The sequence below is a fragment of the Thalassotalea hakodatensis genome, assembly GCF_030295995.1.
Lineage (GTDB): Bacteria > Pseudomonadota > Gammaproteobacteria > Enterobacterales > Alteromonadaceae > Thalassotalea_C > Thalassotalea_C hakodatensis.
On sequence record NZ_AP027365.1, the window covers coordinates 3,354,907 to 3,373,896 of the forward strand.

The 18,990-nt window shown below is 38.0% G+C and carries 15 protein-coding genes; 6 read left to right on the forward strand and 9 right to left on the reverse strand.

All coding sequences use genetic code 11. From position 1 onward, the window contains the following. Positions 1-36: 36 nt before the first annotated feature. The 6 genes from QUE72_RS14910 to QUE72_RS14935 all read right to left on the reverse strand — a co-directional run bounded on the left by QUE72_RS14910 (position 37) and on the right by QUE72_RS14935 (position 7,751). Positions 37-1,332 carry an inorganic phosphate transporter gene (locus tag QUE72_RS14910; RefSeq protein WP_286269857.1) on the reverse strand — a complete coding sequence of 432 codons (1,296 nt, stop codon included), beginning with the start codon at positions 1,330-1,332 and terminating at the stop codon, positions 37-39. Between the two features lie 8 nt (positions 1,333-1,340). Then, positions 1,341-2,021 carry a TIGR00153 family protein gene (locus QUE72_RS14915; protein WP_074498892.1) on the reverse strand — a complete coding sequence of 227 codons (681 nt, stop codon included), beginning with the start codon at positions 2,019-2,021 and terminating at the stop codon, positions 1,341-1,343. Between the two features lie 220 nt (positions 2,022-2,241). Further along, entirely contained in the window at positions 2,242-2,943 is a 702-nt protein-coding gene (gene phoU / locus QUE72_RS14920) for a phosphate signaling complex protein PhoU (RefSeq protein WP_074498893.1), read from the reverse strand. A 26-nt stretch (positions 2,944-2,969) separates the two neighbouring features. Continuing rightward, complete coding sequence (gene pstB / locus QUE72_RS14925; protein WP_074498894.1) at positions 2,970-3,794, reverse strand: phosphate ABC transporter ATP-binding protein PstB; 825 nt, start codon at positions 3,792-3,794, stop codon at positions 2,970-2,972. Positions 3,795-3,867: 73 nt separating this feature from the next. Next, on the reverse strand, positions 3,868-5,502 hold the full coding sequence (pstA, locus tag QUE72_RS14930) for a phosphate ABC transporter permease PstA (RefSeq protein WP_074498895.1): 1,635 nt from the start codon (positions 5,500-5,502) through the stop codon (positions 3,868-3,870). 14 nt (positions 5,503-5,516) lie between these two features. Continuing rightward, complete coding sequence (locus tag QUE72_RS14935) at positions 5,517-7,751, reverse strand: ABC transporter permease subunit (RefSeq protein ID WP_286269859.1); 2,235 nt, start codon at positions 7,749-7,751, stop codon at positions 5,517-5,519. 192 nt (positions 7,752-7,943) lie between these two features. Here QUE72_RS14935 and QUE72_RS14940 point away from each other — a divergent pair, with 192 nt between their 5' ends. Further along, positions 7,944-8,384 carry a CBS domain-containing protein gene (locus tag QUE72_RS14940; protein ID WP_074498921.1) on the forward strand — a complete coding sequence of 147 codons (441 nt, stop codon included), beginning with the start codon at positions 7,944-7,946 and terminating at the stop codon, positions 8,382-8,384. Between the two features lie 9 nt (positions 8,385-8,393). Here QUE72_RS14940 and QUE72_RS14945 read toward each other — a convergent pair whose 3' ends face one another. Then, positions 8,394-9,956 carry a protein adenylyltransferase SelO gene (locus tag QUE72_RS14945; RefSeq protein ID WP_286269862.1) on the reverse strand — a complete coding sequence of 521 codons (1,563 nt, stop codon included), beginning with the start codon at positions 9,954-9,956 and terminating at the stop codon, positions 8,394-8,396. A gap of 83 nt (positions 9,957-10,039) precedes the next feature. Continuing rightward, on the reverse strand, positions 10,040-11,131 hold the full coding sequence (locus QUE72_RS14950; protein ID WP_286269863.1) for a GGDEF domain-containing protein: 1,092 nt from the start codon (positions 11,129-11,131) through the stop codon (positions 10,040-10,042). Positions 11,132-11,315: 184 nt separating this feature from the next. Here QUE72_RS14950 and ettA point away from each other — a divergent pair, with 184 nt between their 5' ends. From ettA to QUE72_RS14975, 5 genes are all read left to right on the forward strand, one after another. After that, positions 11,316-12,998, forward strand: a complete 1,683-nt coding sequence (ettA, locus tag QUE72_RS14955; RefSeq protein WP_286269864.1) for an energy-dependent translational throttle protein EttA — start codon at positions 11,316-11,318, stop codon at positions 12,996-12,998. A gap of 77 nt (positions 12,999-13,075) precedes the next feature. Beyond that, complete coding sequence (locus tag QUE72_RS14960; protein WP_286269866.1) at positions 13,076-13,468, forward strand: PilZ domain-containing protein; 393 nt, start codon at positions 13,076-13,078, stop codon at positions 13,466-13,468. A gap of 25 nt (positions 13,469-13,493) precedes the next feature. Beyond that, on the forward strand, positions 13,494-13,991 hold the full coding sequence (locus QUE72_RS14965) for a glycine cleavage system protein R (RefSeq protein ID WP_254849570.1): 498 nt from the start codon (positions 13,494-13,496) through the stop codon (positions 13,989-13,991). A 133-nt stretch (positions 13,992-14,124) separates the two neighbouring features. Continuing rightward, positions 14,125-16,257: a polyphosphate kinase 1 gene (gene ppk1 / locus QUE72_RS14970; protein ID WP_286269869.1), complete on the forward strand. Its 2,133-nt coding sequence runs from the start codon at positions 14,125-14,127 to the stop codon at positions 16,255-16,257. Between the two features lie 7 nt (positions 16,258-16,264). After that, the gene (locus QUE72_RS14975) at positions 16,265-17,782 is read left to right on the forward strand and encodes a Ppx/GppA phosphatase family protein (RefSeq protein ID WP_286269870.1); all 1,518 of its coding nucleotides are present in this window, start codon (positions 16,265-16,267) and stop codon (positions 17,780-17,782) included. A gap of 177 nt (positions 17,783-17,959) precedes the next feature. Here the strand turns inward: QUE72_RS14975 and QUE72_RS14980 are convergent, their stop codons facing one another. Further along, positions 17,960-18,922 (reverse strand): PstS family phosphate ABC transporter substrate-binding protein, encoded by a 963-nt coding sequence (locus QUE72_RS14980; RefSeq protein WP_074498901.1) that lies wholly within the window; start codon positions 18,920-18,922, stop codon positions 17,960-17,962. Positions 18,923-18,990: the final 68 nt, after the last annotated feature.

Consider the following 18,990-nt stretch of genomic DNA (forward strand, 5'->3'; position numbering starts at 1 on the left):
TGCTGGCATTTTTTATTTTTAACGTTATACGCTGAATTAGGTAAAAACGCTTTGTAACGTCCAGAAAATGATTATCGATAGACCCGCGCCTACTGGTAAAGTGATAACCCATGAGACCACAATATTACGTACTACATTTAAATTGATTGCAGCAATACCTCGAGCCATACCCACACCTAATACCGCACCTACAAGCGTTTGTGTCGTCGAAATAGGTAAACCAGCACCTGAAGCGATTACAACGGTACAAGCTGCCGCAAGTTCCGCAGCAAAACCACGACTTGGTGTTAAATGAGTGATCCCTTTACCAATGGTAGCGATAACACGATGACCAAATATTGCTAAACCTGCAACAATCCCTAAACCACCTAGAGGTAAAATCCACCATACCAATGGCGATTTTTTCACAATTTCACCGCCATTATCAATAATACTAACAACTGCGGCAAGTGGGCCAATAGCATTTGCAACATCATTTGATCCATGAGCGAAAGCCATACAACATGCAGTCACGACCATTAAGGTTGCAAAAACTTTTTCTACATTGGCGTAATGGGCAGACTTATCTGCGTCTTGTTCAAATCGTAATCGAGTAATAAAATATTTACCGATAACAGCAACAATAGCAGCAACTATTATTGCTAAATAATAACCACCTGCGCCATCTAATTCAAAATTAACAACGCCAAGATCAATATTATCTAAACCAATATGTTTTAAACCTTTCTTAATCGTGACTAATGACAATACAAAGCCGGCTAAGAACATATAAAAAGGTACATATCGTTTAGCGTTATCTAAGGGTTTGTCGGTATCAAAAATGAGTTTTTGTGCACTATTAAAAATAAGAAATGCAATAACACCGGAGATTAATGGTGTGATCACCCAGCTACCAACAATGCCAAGAACTTTACCCCAAGCAACGGTCTCAGGGCTTACGCCAATTGCTGCGAAACCAATAATAGCCCCTACAATAGAGTGTGTAGTAGAAACTGGCCAACCGAGGATAGAGGCAATTAGCAACCAAGTCGCGGCGGCTAATAAGGCTGAAATCATCCCGAATACGAGTTGTTCTGGTATAGCAGCAAAATAACTTGGATCGATAATACCTTTACGAATCGTTGACGTTACCTCACCACCTGCTAAATATGCACCAGCGAATTCAAAAATCATCGCGATAATAATGGCTTGCTTAATCGTAAGCGCCTTTGAACCAACTGAAGTACCCATTGCATTGGCAACATCGTTAGCACCAATACCCCAGGCCATAAAGAAGCCAACAATGGCTGCGATCATTACAAGGATTGAACCATGTGAAGCTAAAATATCCATGATTAATCCTATTTTCTTGCGAGTAAAATTTCTAAACGAGCGCCAACTCGTTCTGCTAAGTCAGCTAAGTCACCAACCCATTCAATAATTTGATATAAGAACATAACATCTACCGGTTTCAAATTGTCTTCAATTGCTAATAAATTTTTTCGAATAGAAATTTGTAATAAGTCCGTATCATCTTCTATTTCATCAAGTTGGAGGATCATTTTCTCAACTATATCTACTTCACGTCCTTTAAAGCCCGTTTCTAACAAGCTATCTAACTCATTAATTGCTTCGGCCGCTTTATCAATTGCATCAATACAACGTTCAACATACTGAGTAAACTCTTGTTGTAATTCAGCAGGTATTTCGAGTTTTCGGCCTATAATACGGCCTGCAATATCTTTCGCTTTATTAGCAATCTTATCTTGCTGGGTTAACAGCTCTAATAAGTCAGCACGATCAACAGGCATGAACAGCCCACCAGGTAACTCTAAACGCAATTGACGTTTAAGCTCATCGGCGTCGTGTTCAAGTTTTGAGATTTTTGTGCGGATTTTACCTGCTGTTGACCAATCATTTTCAACAACTGCGGCAAAAAAAGGAATTAAGTGATTTGAACATTTCGAAACTTTTCGAATGTGTTTTTCTAATGGTTTCAAAGGTGATTTTGCAAAAACACCCAAGATTGAATTACTGGCCATAAACTTTTCCAGAAGCAAATCTGCTCTTTATTATTCGACGGCGCGGATATTAACGCATTTGACGCTAAATACAATAGTCTTTAACGTCAAAGTTAATAGGTAATCCGCATATGATAGATGACTACGCTTTTTATTAGCTATAAGATAGTCGACAATTCAAACAGTTGCTATCAAAACACAAAAATTACTTGGTTGCTAGTGTGAATGCTTTCTTACGCTTTTATAACTTCTTCACATCTTCTATAGATGTATGACGCACCACTTTACCTTTAACAAAATAAATGATGTATTCACAAATATTCTGGCATCGATCCCCAATGCGCTCTAGTGCACGAGCAGACCAGATAACGGTCATGATTTGAGGAATTGAACGCGGTTCTTCCATCATGTAGGTCATCAACTGGCGCATTAGCGCCTCATATTCACGATCAATAGTATCATCGCTACCATGCGTCTTAATTGCAGCTTCAACATCCATTCTGGTAAACGCATCTAAAGTTTTTTGCAGCACTTCCAATACCTTACGACCTAAATTATCGAGATTCATCAATAAACCGCGATGTTCACTGCTTAAGCTTTGTAGTGTCACTTCCGCTATTTTTTCAGCCTCGTCACCGATACGTTCAAGATCAGCAATTGTTTTAACAATCGCCATAATTAATCGTAAATCACCAGCTGCTGGCTGCCTTTTTGCTATAATGCGTGTACATTCATCGTCAATACTGACTTCAAGATTATTAATTTTATAATCACTTTGATGTACAACTTTCGCAAGATCTTCATCTGACTCGTGTACCGAGGTCAACGCATCGCTAAGCTGTTTTTCAACTAAGCCACCCATTTGCATCACGTGATTAATCACACGCTCTAAATCTTCATTAAACTGGCCCGATATATGACGACCAATATTTAAATTATCCACAAGTATTCTCCTATCAATCCGTCAAATTATCCGTATCGTCCAGTAATATAGTCTTCAGTTTTCTTTTTCACAGGCGTTGTAAATAGCGTATTTGTATCGCTATATTCAATTAAGTCGCCCATATACATAAACGCGGTTTGGTCTGAAACACGTGCAGCTTGTTGCATATTGTGAGTCACTATTACCACGGTAAATTGCTGTTTTAAGTCGTTTATAAGTTCTTCAATCGTTAACGTTGAAATCGGATCAAGCGCTGATGTAGGTTCATCCAATAATAATACTTCAGGCTGAATTGCAATGGCTCTTGCAATGACCAAACGTTGTTGTTGACCACCAGAAAGGCCAAGAGCACTGTCATGTAGGCGATCTTTAACTTCGTTCCAAAGTGCAGCGGCTTTTAATGACGTTTCAACCGCCTCATCTAATACTCTTCGGTTGTTTTCACCTGTGATGCGCAGGCCATATACAACATTTTCATAAATACTTTTTGGAAATGGATTAGGTCGTTGAAATACCATGCCTACTTTACGACGCAATGCAGCAACATCTACATGTTTATCATAAATATTTTGGCCATGAAGATTTATTTCGCCTTCAATATGACAGCTATCGACCAAATCATTCATTCTATTAATGCAACGCAATAATGTAGATTTACCACAACCACTTGGTCCAATAAACGCAGTAACTTGCCCTTTTGGAATTGCCATGGTGATATTTTGCAAAGCCTGCTTCTCACCATAAAACAAATTTAAGTTATGAATATCGAGCGCTTTTTGCTCTGGAGACAAATTAGTTAAGTCTAACTTATTGTGACTATCTAAAATGTTCTGCGGGCTAACTGTAATCATAATATTCTCTTTAAATTCAATAATTTTGCAACTGGAAGCGTACTTCCTCTTAAAGCTATTTAGGAAGCTTTCCTTAATGCTCTAACATGCGATATTTTTCACGTAACCTATTACGAATTGAAACAGCGGTCATGTTCAACGCAACAATAATGGTGACCAACAATAACGCAGTGGCATAAACCAACGGTCTTGCTGCTTCAACATTAGGGCTTTGAAAACCAACATCATAAATGTGGAAGCCTAAATGCATAAACTTACGATCTAAGTGTAAGAATGGGAAGTTCCCATCAAGCGGCAGATTAGGCGCCATTTTAACTACCCCAACTAACATTAAAGGCGCAACTTCACCTGCAGCACGTGCTATAGCTAAAATAATACCGGTCATAATGGCAGGGCTGGCAATCGGTAAAATAATCCGCCAAAGGGTTTCTGCTTTTGTCGCGCCAAGGGCCAAACTACCATGACGCATGGCAGATGGAATACGTGCTAAACCTTCTTCAGTTGAAACAATCACCACAGGTAATGTTAAGATTGCTAAGGTAAGTGCTGACCATAATACGCCAGGGGTTCCAAACGTTGGGCTAGGCAATGTTTCCGGATAAAATAATTGATCAAGTGAGCCACCAACCATATAAACAAAGAAGCCTAAACCAAATACCCCATACACGATTGAAGGCACCCCTGCTAAGTTGATCACCGCTATTCGTAATAACTTAGTCAACGCATTCTTTCCGGCATATTCATGCAAATAAATCGCTGCAACGACACCTAATGGCGAAACAATTACGGTCATTAACAATACCATGAGCACCGTACCAAAGATTGCGGGAAATACGCCACCCTCCGTATTAGCTTCTCGTGGATCGTCAACGATAAAGCTACCAATTTTACTAAAAAACGTCGCTAGCTTTTCTAAGAAACTATACTGGTTATTCGCTTCAACCTTTAGAATGTGTTCAAAATTTATGGTGACAACTTGACCATCCATTGCACGTACTTTGATATGATCACGAGCAACCTTTGCACGTAACGCCATTAACTCTTTCTCAAGCACGAGGTAATCATTTCGTAGCGAAGCAACTTTCGCTTTTATTTCTTGCTCTTTCTCTGGTGTTAATTTCTCTTGCAGTCGGTATTTACGTTCTTGTAAACGTAAACGTTCAATTTGATAATTGATGGCACCAATATCGCTTTTTTGTAAATGTTCAATTTCAGATTGAAACACTGTAACACGCGCTAACAATTCATCCATTTTGTCAAGTGATACTTCTTCACCGTCTAAATGTAGACTTTCGATAAAACCATAAAAATTACCGTTTGTTCTACGCTCAATTACCACTAGGTCTTTCGGTGTCGACGTTTTTTTAATTTCAGGCACTAAAATCCAGCGAAAATCCAAACTTACTAATTCACGGTTACCGGTTTTCACTAGATAGCGCTCAAGATATTCTTGATCACCTAACGCCAAATCCATGTGTGCTAATTGCTTAACTGGAATTTTTTCTCGATCATAAATTTCACCAATAACCGTATGTGCTTTCCCTTGCTGATTAACCATATCAAACTGATACAACGTTGATGGCCAGAAATATGACAGACCATGCGAAGCAATTAAGTACAACAACCCAACAACGGAAATTAAACTAATACTAACACCACCCGCAGAAAGCCAAATCCAAGGAGAGCCTGATTTAAACCAATTATTCATCTCGATACCCTACCTTACAACGAGCTATATTTTTCACGCAATCGCTGACGAACGAACTCAGCTAACGTGTTAAAAATAAATGTAAATATAAACAAAACGAAAGCAGCTAAGAACAGAATACGATAATGAGAGCTGCCAACTTCAGATTCTGGCATTTCAACGGCAATATTTGCCGATAGTGTACGCATCCCCTGAAAAATACTCCAATCAACAATCGGCGTATTGCCGGTGGCCATTAATACAATCATTGTTTCCCCTACGGCTCGTCCTAAGCCCATCATAACCGCTGAAAAAATGCCTGGGCTTGCAGTAAGTAGCACCACTTTTATTAAAGTTTGCCAAGGAGTTGCACCTAATGCTAGGGAACCACTTGTTAAATGTTTTGGCACACTGAAAATAGCGTCTTCAGCCATCGAAAAGATGGTAGGAATAACTGCAAAGCCCATTGCGATGCCAACAACCAATGCATTTCGTTGATCAAATGAGATGCCTAAATCATTGGTGATAAACTGTCTAACATCGCCACCAAAAAATACGTCTTCCATCCAAGGCGATAATGAAAAGGCAAAATAAGCCGCCAAACAAAGTACAGGTATAAGAATTAGGGGCGCTAGGGTATCCGGCAGCACATTTTTAATTTTCCGTGGTAACTTAAACCAAGAAAATGCTGTAAGAAAAACCGTGATAGGCAGCAGTAATAACATTAAACCAATCGCTGGCAAGTTATTTTCTACAATTGGTGCTAACCAGAGCCCTGCCAAAAAACCCAAAATTACTGTTGGTAATGCCTCCATAATTTCAATGGTAGGTTTTACTTTTTTACGCATTTCCGACGTCATAAAATAAGCAGTATAAATTGCTGCGGCTAACGCTACAGGTACTGCAAATAACATCGCATACATTGCAGCTTTAATGGTACCAAACGAGATAGGTACTAATGAGAACTTTGCTTCGAAATCATCTGAACCAGAGGTTGACTGCCAAATATATTCTGGTTCGGGATATCCCTCGTACCATACTTGTTGCCATAAGGCATGCCAGGTTACTTCAGGATGTTCGTTTTCAACTGAAAAAAGTGAAAATGTATTATCTTTTAACAATAATAAACCATCAGCACGAGGTGAAATGATGAATTCATCTGGCATGGTTTTACTTAATTGCCCGCGCCATAAATCGTTATCACTCGTCGTGTAAAAAGCGCCCACGTCGCCTGATGAGGTGAGTGAATAAAAACTTTTTCGATATTGCTCTGTGATTATTTGACTAACTGGCTCGTCAACACTCGCTGAAAATGTACGAATTTGTTTAAATTCACGACCGTCTTCACCAGCAACTTCAAACCATTGACTAACAGTACCTGCGCTATCACCCAGTAATACCGAGCTACCGCCAGATAGCAACGCCATTGAAGATAAATGTAATGGTTTACTTCTTGATTGTTCAAGTTGCGGAATAATGGTGGCTTTTAATGGTACGTCATCATCATAAGTAAGATCAAACACTAACACTTGGTCGCCACTACGCACAAACGCCATTGCTAAATCAGGCGTCACGAGTACTTGATCTACTTTTCGAGTATCAAGAGTAACGGTTTGATATTCAATCTCATGTGCTGGATCGTAGTTAAAATCATCTTCGGCAATGAGTGATGTTTTTATCAGACGATTATCTTCTGTAAAACCAACAAAGACAGCACGTTCGTCATTCATCGCAAACGACAAATGAGTAAACGACGCTTGTTGTTCATCAACAGCAATAAAATCTTCACCCAGCGGGTAAGTTAGATTTGGAATAATGTCACGAGAGCCGTCACCAAACGTTGCTTGAAAGCCAGGTGAAACCAATTGCACGTTACCTTGTACATCAAGTATTAATTTATTTTCAGCGCCTACATCAATAACGTTCTTTATCGGATGTTCTGATACAGACAATGAATATACAGGTGAACGTGTTTTTTTCTCATTATCAGTTAACGCATAGTATTCAACCTGCCCTTGCTGATTAATGGTATAAGCAAGTTCTTGCAATTCATCAATACCAATGGCTAACGCTTTATCGCCTGATGCTATCGTAAACGTCTGAACTTGTTCTATTTTCGCTGATTCAAAAACAGGTTTAATTACGTATAATAAATACAGAAAAATGAGCACTAGGGTAAAAAGCACACTGATACCACCTAGGGTGATCAACCATCGCGCTAACGAGTTTTTCAGTTGTCGAGTGCCAACTGATTTCAATGCTATTGTCACTAAAGGTACCTTTTGGTCAATAGAAAATCTTAATTGCAGCGATTATAAGACACTTTTGTGACAAATTTGTGACAAGCAACAATATCGTTTAATGATTGGATAAATTTATGACAAAAACATCATGGCTATTGTTAAAATAATTTGCTTTGATATGTTACTAACAACAAGTATTTTATGATTTTAGGGGAAGTGATGAGTAGCATTGAAAAATTAATGTCAAAAAATATTATCAGCTTAGACATCGACGATGACTTAGCAAAAGCGAAGATCGCTTTTGATCAACACCCTATTCATCATATCTTAATCTTAAACGGTAAAGAGCTTGTTGGTGTATTCACCGATCGAGATTTATACAAACAATTAAGCCCACACATAAATACGCGAAAAGAAACACCACGCGATACTTCTTTATTACATCAAAAAGTGCATCTTTTTATGAGTAGAGAGTTGGTGACAGCGACAACAAACACGACACTTAACGAAGCCGTGTTACTTTTTTATGACAACAGAATTTCATGTTTACCTATTGTGGATGAGCATTTCCGACCTGTGGGCATCTTGTCATGGCGAGATATTGTAAAAATTATCGCTTTGCAATACCGCAATAAATTACAACAAGCACATCAATCATAATTTTGATACTTAAGAACTACATGACAACATAGAACAGCCTGCTTTATGCTTTGCCCAATCTGGGCGCTTTCCTGCAAAGTGAGCAGCTTCAGGTTGTTCTTGGTAAGGCCGTTTTAATACCTCATACAACTGATGAAGTGCGGTATAATCACCTTTTTCAGCTTGTTCAATCACTTGTTGTGCTAAATAGTTACGCAAAACATACTTCGGGTTAACTTGATTCATTCTAGACGCTTTCTCTTCACTAGATATCGTGTTGTGAGTGAGGCGTTGAACGTAAACTGTCAGCCACTGCTGCCACTGTTCTTGTTGTGTTTTCGATAACAAATCATAAAAGCAATCATCCAAATGTTCTAACCAAAGAGCAGGTTTATCTGGCAATATTGCCAATAAGCGATAGAAAATCGTCATATCTGCATTTGTATCAGTCATTAGTTTTTCTAACGCAATAAATAATGCGGGATCAGCGTCGTTATCCAGTTGTTCAAAACCTAGTTTATCCGCCATCATTTGCCGCCAACGCTGTTCATATTGCTTGGCAAACTTCGACAATACTGTATTAAGTGGCTCTGCATCGTCAATCAAAGGGTAAATTGCATTCGCTAGTTGAAACAAGTTCCATTGCGCTATTTCAGGTTGAGCACCAAAGCAATAACGCTTACCTTGTGCGTCTGTTGTGTTTGGAGTCCAGTTTAAATCAAAGTTATCAATCCAACCGTAAGGACCATAATCTATAGTTTCACTTAGCATTGACATATTATCAGTATTCATCACGCCATGAACAAAGCCAACACGCATCCAGTGCACCATTAGCTGACAAGTTTCATCAGCCACTTGCTCAAACCAAGCTAAATAGCTGGTTTTATTAGGTTCACCAAGATGAGGAAAATGTGTCGTAATTGTATAATCAAGCAGTTGTTTTAATAACGAAATATCACCACGCGAAGCTGGTAATTGAAAGCTGCCAAAGCGAAGAAAACTTGATGATACGCGGCAGACAATTGCACCAAGCTCTTCTTTCGGGTGACCATCATAGAACATATCACGAGTTACTAAGTCACCTGTTAGGCATAAACTCAACGCTCTTGTTGTGGGAACACCTAAATGATACATCGCTTCAGAGCACAAATATTCTCTTATTGACGATCGTAATACAGCCAAGCCATCGGCTCGACGAGAGTATGGCGTGCTACCGGCCCCTTTTAACTGGAGCGTTTTAAGACCAATTTCAGGTACGTTAAGTTGGCCCAGGTTAATCGCTCTTCCATCACCTAACTGCCCAGCCCAATGCCCAAACTGATGGCCGCCATAATTCATCGCATAAGGTGTTGTGCCTGCCAATAAAGAATTACCGGTTAATACCTCCGCAAGTTTTATTTCATCACTAACATTAAGCGTTAATTCGTCAGCTAATACCGAATTTAACGCAATCAATGAAGGATTAGCGGTGGTTGTTGGTGCAACAAAAGAATATGCCGCTTGTGTTACAGTACGGCAAAAATTTTCTGATTCAGGATCTGCCGGTAATTGCTGAACAAAACTATCATTAAAATCACACTGAAATAAACGCACAGATCACTACCATTGGTTACATAATTAGTTAATTAAGGCTAAGTGTACGCGATCAACCCATTTAGCTAAAGCACATCACAAAATTACTCGGGCTCTTGTGAAACAACTTGATTTCGCCCCCACTGCTTAGCCAAATACATACGTTTATCTGCAATTTTCAATGCATGATCTAGTGCTTCAAATCGATGGCACTCTGCTACGCCAAAGCTTGCTGTCACCGTAAATTCTTGTCCACCCATATGTATTGAATTTCCGGCGATAAGTTCTCTTAATTTCTCCGCTAATGCAGCGCCTTGATCTTTTGTGGTACTCACAAAAAAAAGCAAAAATTCTTCGCCACCAGTACGAACAATCACATCATCTTTTCTAATATTTTCAGTGCATAAAGCAGCAAAGCTTTTTAACACGTCATCGCCAACCTGATGACCATACGTATCATTAATTGCTTTAAAATGATCGATGTCTATATTCACTAAAGACAAAGGGAAATACTCACTATTTTTCATAAAACGATCGGTCAACACAGAAGACAAAAATCGTCTATTAGGCAACTTTGTCAAACTGTCGGTATAGGCTTGTCTTAATTTAGCATGACTAATTTTAGCTAGCTTACTATGGCTTTGGTGACGAAAATAATCCGCAATAAAGCTGATAAAATTCATCAAAGCAAAAGAAATAAAAAAACGAGAAGTTTCAGCAGGTTCGTAAGACGCAGGTATTGAAACTGACGGGTGCAATAATATAAGTAAAGCGATATAAAATAAAAAATTTATTACGCCCCCTATTTTCACCCCTAGTAAGACAAAAAAGATAAGCGGCATAGGATAAAGCCAATACAGCGCGGTATTTTTGTAGCCTCCTGTGTACACCACACCTAATAACATAATTAGCACACAAGCAACGGCAAAATAGTAATGAATATCATCCTTTTTCAGCAAAATAGCCAACACTGCATTTACTGAGATAAGCACTGCACCAAACAACAGAATGACAGATAAAGTAACATCGTAAGATTGATAACTTTTTGCAGAAAAATACAAAATAACTGCGGCACCAAAGAAACTAATAAAGTAAAAAATCGATTTTTTACGATAACGATCTATATCATCTATTGTTGCTCGCTCTGAGAACTTCTCCCACCAATCCATACGGTCGCCATCACTGTTATTTAGCATTTAGCCTTTAATAAGCAATAGCATAAATTAAAATCTTTGCGAGCTGCAACCTAAATAACAACCAAAAGTAACAAAGGTGTAATGAAAAAATTATTCAAGAATATATTTATAACAACCATTGATTGTTGATGATATTCACCTAAAATATCGACATCATTCTGTTTTCAAAACTAAAGGTTTTTTAATGGCACAACCATTACCCGACAAATTTATTATGTCGATGCACCGCGTAAGCAAAGTGGTGCCACCTAAACGTACAATTTTAAAAGATATTTCGCTTTCTTTCTTTCCTGGAGCAAAAATTGGCGTACTTGGCTTAAATGGCGCTGGTAAATCTACTTTACTACGCATTATGGCTGGTGTTGATACTGAGTTTGAAGGTGAAGCAACGGCTTTAGCAGGTACTAACATTGGTTATTTGCCGCAAGAACCCGCGTTAGACGAAGCAAAAACTGTTCGAGAGATTGTTGAGGAATCTGTTGCTGAAGTAAAAAACGCGATTGCCCGTCTTGACCAAGTATATGCTGAATACGCCGAACCAGATGCCGATTTTGACGCATTAGCCAAAGAACAAGGTGAATTAGAAAACATCATTAATGCACAAGATGGTCATAACATTGATAACGTTTTAGAACGTGCAGCAGATGCGCTTCGTTTACCCGATTGGGATCAAAAAATCAAGGTTCTTTCTGGTGGTGAGCGTCGTCGTGTTGCACTTTGTCGCTTATTACTTTCTAAGCCAGATATGTTATTACTTGATGAACCCACTAACCATTTAGATGCTGAATCGGTCGCATGGTTGGAGCGCTTCTTACATGATTATGCCGGCACTGTGGTTGCCATTACCCATGACCGTTATTTCTTAGATAATGTGGCCGGTTGGATCTTAGAACTTGATCGTGGTCATGGTATTCCATGGGAAGGTAATTACTCTTCGTGGCTTGAACAAAAAGACGCTCGTTTAGAGCAAGAAAAACGAACAGAAAATGCTTTACAAAAAACCATTAAACATGAGCTTGAGTGGGTGCGTTCAAACCCTAAAGGCCGTCAAGCAAAAAGTAAAGCCCGGATGGCACGTTTTGAAGAGCTAAATAATCAAGAACATCAAAAACGCAATGAAACTAACGAACTATATATTCCACCAGGGCCTCGATTAGGTGATAAAGTATTAGACGTTAATAACTTAACTAAATCGTTTGGTGACCGCGTACTTATTGATAATTTAAGCTTTAGTATTCCAAAAGGAGCTATTGTTGGTATTATCGGAGCTAACGGTGCTGGTAAGTCAACGCTTTTCAAAATGTTATCAGAAACTGAGCAACCAGATTCTGGTACGGTTGAATTAGGTGATACAGTAAAACTAGCTAGTGTTGATCAATTTCGTGATGACATGAACCCTAAAGCTACCGTGTACGAAGAAATATCAGAAGGTCATGATACTCTTACTGTTGGCAATTATGAAATCCCTAGCCGTGCTTATTGTTCACGCTTTAACTTTAAAGGTAACGATCAGCAAAAATTTGTTGGTGATTTATCAGGTGGTGAACGAAACCGCGTACACTTAGCTAAACTAGTGAAAACTGGTGGTAATTTATTATTACTTGATGAGCCTACCAACGACCTTGATGTTGAAACATTACGAGCACTTGAAGAAGCATTGCTTGAGTTTCCAGGTTGTGCAATGGTTATTTCTCATGACCGCTGGTTCCTTGATCGTATCGCAACGCATATTATCGACTACCGTGATGAAGGTCAGGTGAACTTTTATGAAGGTAACTATACAGATTACGAAGAATGGTTGAAGAAAACCTTAGGAAAAGAAGCTGCTGAGCCACATCGTATTAAGTACAAACGAATCAGTAAGTAACTGGTGACTAGTCTTTAACTTAAAAAGCATCTTAATGAATATTTAAGGTGCTTTTTTTATAAATGACGCTATGCTAAATGTATCAGTTCATTCATTTTACTTGCTCAATGGAAAACAGACGTCAATTTACACGCATATTGTTCTCGATAGATGCTCAACTTGAAGTAGACGAAAAAACATACGCCGTTAACATTCATGATATCTCGTTAAACGGTGCCTTAGTCAGCGCACCAAAAACACAAGATGATATTTTGAATAAATTAGGTGTACTCCATTTTAACCTGAATGAAACCCCTGTGAGCATGCATGTTGCTATTGTTCACGTTGAGTCAGAGGAAGTCGGTTTGCGTTGTAATGCTATTGATATTGATAGTGTTACTCACCTTCGACGTTTAGTCGAACTCAACTTAGGAGATGATAGCCAACTACATAAAGAACTTTCACAATTAACTCGTACATTTATCGATTAACGCTTTATTTCACTCAGAAGGACGCATGATGAATCAACTTATTCTTTCCTTTATTTGCCCTGATCGCCCAGGATTAGTCGACACTTTATCTGACGTAGTAAAGCAACATGATGGCAACTGGCAAACGAGTAGCTTACATCACTTATCAGGCTTCTTTTCAGGTGTTGTTGAAATTGCAGTAACAGAAGCACAGACCACCGCACTTATAGATAAAATTCATAGCATTCCAAATATAAAATGTATTATCGAACAAACACACCTACACTCTGCATCGCAAGCAAGTATTGTCTTAGAGTTAACGGCTAATGATCGCTCGGGTATCGTGCAAGATATAGCCTCTGTTGTTCATCAACAAGGTGGAAATTTATTAAAATTAGTGAGTGCACATGAAGCCGCGGCCCACACTGGTGTAGCTTTATTTAAAGCAAAAGTAAGCATTGATGTTGCCCCTCATAAGGTTGATGAACTTATTACCGCATTAGAAAGTACCGCTGATGATTTAATGGTGGATGTTTCTCGCTAAGACGATAATAAATTAACTTCGTTTTCATTATTATGATGACGCTTAATATTCTATGACAGAAATATGTCAACTTTCTCATTTCTGTCATAATTCCTAGCTATACTCTTAATAATATTCAATAAAATTTTAGTAAATGATTGATAAAGAGTTATTTTTCGACAAAGAACTAAGTTGGCTATCGTTTAACGAGCGTGTTTTACAAGAAGCAGGCGATGAACAAGTGCCCTTAATTGAGCGTATACGGTTTTTAGCCATTTACTCGGCTAATCTTGACGAGTTTTTCCGAGTTCGTGTAGCAAAATTAAGACGAAAACTTTTATTAGAGCGCGCAACAAATGAAGGTGATAAAGATTCCGCTCAATACCTGTATTTAAAACAGTTATTAAGTGAAATAAATCATTCTGTCAGTCAATTAACAGAAAAGTTTCGCCTTTATGCGCAACATGCATTTGCGCAATTAAAAGAACATAATATCGAGTTACTGTTCAACGAAGAAAACTCAACCGCCTTTAATATTCATTTAACTCCTGAAGAAAAACGTTTTATCACGACGTTTTATCATAATCATATAGTGCGCTTTATTACGCCTATCTTTATTAATTCAAACACTCAGTTAGTAAGTTGTCTTGACGATGACGGGATATATTTTCTTGTTGCTCTCAAGCAAACTGACGATGTGCAATATGCTTTAATCGAAATTCCTCGTTCAGAAGTTGATCGCTTCATTATTTTACCCAAAGAAAATCACAAAAATTTACAGCGTGTTGTGATGCTTGATGATGTCGTACATTTTTTTTTAGATGATGTATTTGATGGGATCATCAACTACACATCAATCGAAGCATATTCACTTAAGCTTACCCGTGATGCCGAATATGATTTAAATGATGAACTTGACCAAAGCTTACTTGATAAAATGTCAAAAGGGTTAAAACAACGGTTAACCGCTGAACCTGTTCGCTTAGGCTACGACAAGAATATGCCTGATTACATGCTAAAATACCTGAGAAAGGCGTTAAAAATAAAAGACATTAACGATTTAATTCCAGGCGTTAGGTATCGTCATTATAAAGATTTTATTGCCTTTCCTAACCTTGGTGGCCCAGAATTAGAAAATCAAGAGCTACCTGCATTAGATGCCACAGGTTTAGTACATAAAAATTTATCTTTTGATGCTATTCGTGCTCAAGATATCTTAGTGTATTACCCTTATTACAAATTCAGACATTTCACCGAATTTGTCAGAAAAGCATCTTATGATCCACTGGTGAAAACCATTAAAATTAACATTTACCGAGTAGCAAAAAAGTCTGAAATTATTCACTCATTAATGGAGGCAGTAAAAAACGGAAAACAAGTGACGGTAGTTGTAGAGTTAAGAGCAAGGTTTGATGAACAAACTAATATTACCTGGGCTCACAGAATGAAAGACGCCGGCATTAATGTAGAGTTTGGCATTGATACGCTTAAAATTCATTCAAAACTATGCCTTATTACGCGTATTGAAAATGATAAAATAGTACGGTATGCACATATCGGTACAGGTAATTTTCATGAAAAAAATGCGCGCATTTACACTGACTTTTCCTTATTTACTCACCATAAGGAAATCACACAAGAAGTTGATAACGTATTTTCATTTATCGCCCACAGCTATAAGCGTTTTCGTTTCAATCATTTAATTGTTTCCCCTTTAACGTCACGACGTCGTATTTATCAACTAATTGATAATGAAATTGAACACGCAAAACATAATAAAAAAGCAACTATCACTTTAAAGGTTAATAACTTAGTAGATATTGGTTTGATTAATAAACTCTATAATGCCAGCAATGCTGGCGTAATTATTAAGATTATTGTGCGTGGAATGTGCTCATTAATCCCTGGTAAAAAAGGCATGAGTAAGAATATTCATGTTATATCCATTGTCGATAGGTTTTTAGAACACCCTCGCATCATGTTATTTCATAATAACGGTGTTAAAAGCCTTTATATCAGTTCTGCTGATTGGATGGAACGTAATATCGATCAACGGGTAGAAGTTGCTTGTCCGATATATGACCCTGTTCTGAAAAAACGTATCATTGAAATTCTCGACATTCAGTTAAAAGATAATCAGAAAGCGAGACTGATTAACGAACATCAAGACAACACTTACGTACCGCAAGGCAACAAACAGCCGATTAGATCACAGATTCTTATCTATAATTACTTAGCAGAACAGGAAAGTAATGAACGAATAGCATTGCAGAACACTGATAAATAAGGCTCTAATGACTCACAATGTGCACACACAACACGAACAATACTTAGCGGCATTAGACATAGGCTCTAATAGTTTTCACTTTGTCTTAGCTCGACATGTAAACCAACAGATTCAAATTTTGCATGCTGAAAAGTACCGAGTACAACTCGCTCAAGGGCTTGATAATACTTTCACGTTATCTAGCAAAGCTATTGCTAGAGGCATAAACGCTTTAGAGAAACTAGCCACCAGTTCACAACATATCACTCCAGATAACTTTCGAGCGGTTGCCACCTATACCTTGCGGCAAGCAACCAATGCAGAACAGTTCTTAACCGCTGCAAAGCGCATTTTCCCATTTACCATTGAAATTATTTCAGGCCATGAAGAAGCACGGTTAATTTATCAGGGTGTAGCACATCACAGACAAACTAACGAACAGCAATTAGTGATTGATATTGGTGGTGGTAGTACAGAGTGTATAATCGGTCAAGCGTACCAGATAAAAACACTAGACAGTTTACAACTCGGTTGCGTGAGTTACCAACAAGCTTTTTTTTCCGATCATGTTATTTCACAACAGGCATTTGAGCGAGCAATAAGAAGCGCCTCTCATCAAGTTGATAGTATCATAAAACGCTTCGCGAATACGGGTTGGCAACACGCTATTGGTACATCAGGCACCATAAAAGCCATCGCTAAAATCATTAATGCTGAACAAGAGATTTCCCGTGAAATCACACTGGAAGATGTTGAAAACCTTAAGGCGACTTTACTCACCTTTCAGCACTTTGACGAAATAGACCTACCTACACTAAAAGAAACTCGACGCAATGTGCTCTGCTCCGGTGTAGCTATTTTACTCGCAATCATGCGTTGCTTTGACATAAAAACATTAGGCTATTGCCAATATGCCCTTCGCGAAGGTGTATTATTCGAACAACTAGAAAATTTAAAGCATAACAATGTTAGACAGCGCACTGTTGAAAGCTTTATTTCACGTTTTAATATTGATTTTCATCAGGCAGAAAACGTTAAGTCACAAGCTGTTGATATTTATCAACAGGTGGCCGAATCATGGCAATTAACCGCACCGATTTATTTAGAGTTACTCACTTTTGCAGCACAACTTCATGAATTAGGGGTAGACATTAACGCTTCAAGTTATCAGAAACACGGTAAGTATATTATCGAACAAGCGGATATGGCCGGCTTCAATCAAGAGCAACAATACGCATTAGCTTGGTTAGTGGGTAACCAACGAAAAAAAATTTCACCTTATAACGTTACAACCGAATACACTTTAACACATCAAACGCTTCATAAACTGTGTGTTATTTTACGCTTTAGCGTGTTACTTAACCAACAACGCTATACTCAAGCAGACCTTAACCTTAAGGTCAACGGAATCAATAATCGGTTTGAGGTATATTTAGATAAGCAATGGTTAATAGATCGTCCAATTATTAGCACTGAACTATTTTATGAACAACAAATTTTAGAGGCGATTAATGTTACGTTAATTGTCCAATCAAATAAATATTGAGTTTATTTTCACTTTAATGCGAGAAACACCAACACTTTTTTACCTGTGAACTGATATTATACCAATTCGCATAAATATTTTATTATACGATGTAGGGTTTCTGAAAGTTACAAAGTAAAAAGGCTCTATCAAGAGCCTTTTCATATCATAATCAAACCTGAACAAATGAAACAATATTTACATTAAGCCAAGCTTTTTAAATTCTTTTTCAACAACCGATGCTGGCAATGGAATGTAACCATCTTTTTCCACAATTTTTTGTCCTGATTTTGATAATATCATTTTCAAAAATTCTGCATCCATTGGCGATAAAGGCTTATTAGGATGTTTGTTAACATAAACATATAAAAAGCGAGAAAGTGGGTATTTTTTGTTAATGGCATTTTCCATTGTTGCTTCAACAAAGTTATTCCCTTTTTTCGCTAATGGCAACGCACGAACACCAGATGTTTTATAACCGATACCTGAATAGCCAATACCATTTAATGAAGCAGAAACCGATTGAACAACAGATGCAGATCCAGGCTGTTCATTTACACTGTTCTTAAAATCACCTTTACATAATGCTTTTTTCTTAAAGTATCCGTATGTACCTGATACTGAGTTACGACCATAAAGCTGAATATCTTTACCAGACCATTCACCTGTTAAACCTAAATCACCCCAGCGATCAGCGTTTTCTTGCGCACCACATTTACGGTTATTGGAAAACACAGCATCAACTTGATCAATGCGTAAACCTTTTATCGGATTGTCTTTATGCACAAACACTGCTAAAGCATCAATAGCCACTCTCACCGCTACAGGTTTATAACTATATCGCTTTTCAAAGGCTTCAATTTCACGAGACTTCATTTTACGACTCATTGGGCCTAAATTTGAGGTACCTTCAGTTAATGCCGGTGGCGCAGTTGACGAACCAGCCGCTTGAATTTGTATATTTACATTTGGGTAAGTACGCTTAAATTCTTCCGCCCAAAAAGTCATCATGTTCGCTAATGTGTCTGAACCTACAGAAGATAAGTTACCTGAAATACCACTAACTTTTTTGTACTCTGGTAGGTCTTTGTCAATTGCTAATGCAGAAAAGCTCATAACACTTGCTAGACTAATCGCACTAAACGCTCGTTTAAAATTCATAATTTTCTCCAATGAGAGTATTTATATATCGAATAATTGTGAACACTATATAAAGCTAATATGACAAT

Coding starts and splice junctions, on each gene's coding strand:
- QUE72_RS14910 (WP_286269857.1), bottom strand. CDS start 1,332: ATGGATATTTTAGCTTCACATGGTTCAATCCTTGTAATGATCGCAGCC.
- QUE72_RS14915 (WP_074498892.1), bottom strand. CDS start 2,021: ATGGCCAGTAATTCAATCTTGGGTGTTTTTGCAAAATCACCTTTGAAA.
- pstB (WP_074498894.1), bottom strand. CDS start 3,794: ATGATTACAGTTAGCCCGCAGAACATTTTAGATAGTCACAATAAGTTA.
- pstA (WP_074498895.1), bottom strand. CDS start 5,502: ATGAATAATTGGTTTAAATCAGGCTCTCCTTGGATTTGGCTTTCTGCG.
- QUE72_RS14940 (WP_074498921.1), top strand. CDS start 7,944: ATGAGTAGCATTGAAAAATTAATGTCAAAAAATATTATCAGCTTAGAC.
- QUE72_RS14950 (WP_286269863.1), bottom strand. CDS start 11,131: ATGCTAAATAACAGTGATGGCGACCGTATGGATTGGTGGGAGAAGTTC.
- ettA (WP_286269864.1), top strand. CDS start 11,316: ATGGCACAACCATTACCCGACAAATTTATTATGTCGATGCACCGCGTA.
- QUE72_RS14960 (WP_286269866.1), top strand. CDS start 13,076: ATGTATCAGTTCATTCATTTTACTTGCTCAATGGAAAACAGACGTCAA.
- QUE72_RS14965 (WP_254849570.1), top strand. CDS start 13,494: ATGATGAATCAACTTATTCTTTCCTTTATTTGCCCTGATCGCCCAGGA.
- ppk1 (WP_286269869.1), top strand. CDS start 14,125: ATGATTGATAAAGAGTTATTTTTCGACAAAGAACTAAGTTGGCTATCG.
- QUE72_RS14975 (WP_286269870.1), top strand. CDS start 16,265: ATGACTCACAATGTGCACACACAACACGAACAATACTTAGCGGCATTA.
- QUE72_RS14980 (WP_074498901.1), bottom strand. CDS start 18,922: ATGAATTTTAAACGAGCGTTTAGTGCGATTAGTCTAGCAAGTGTTATG.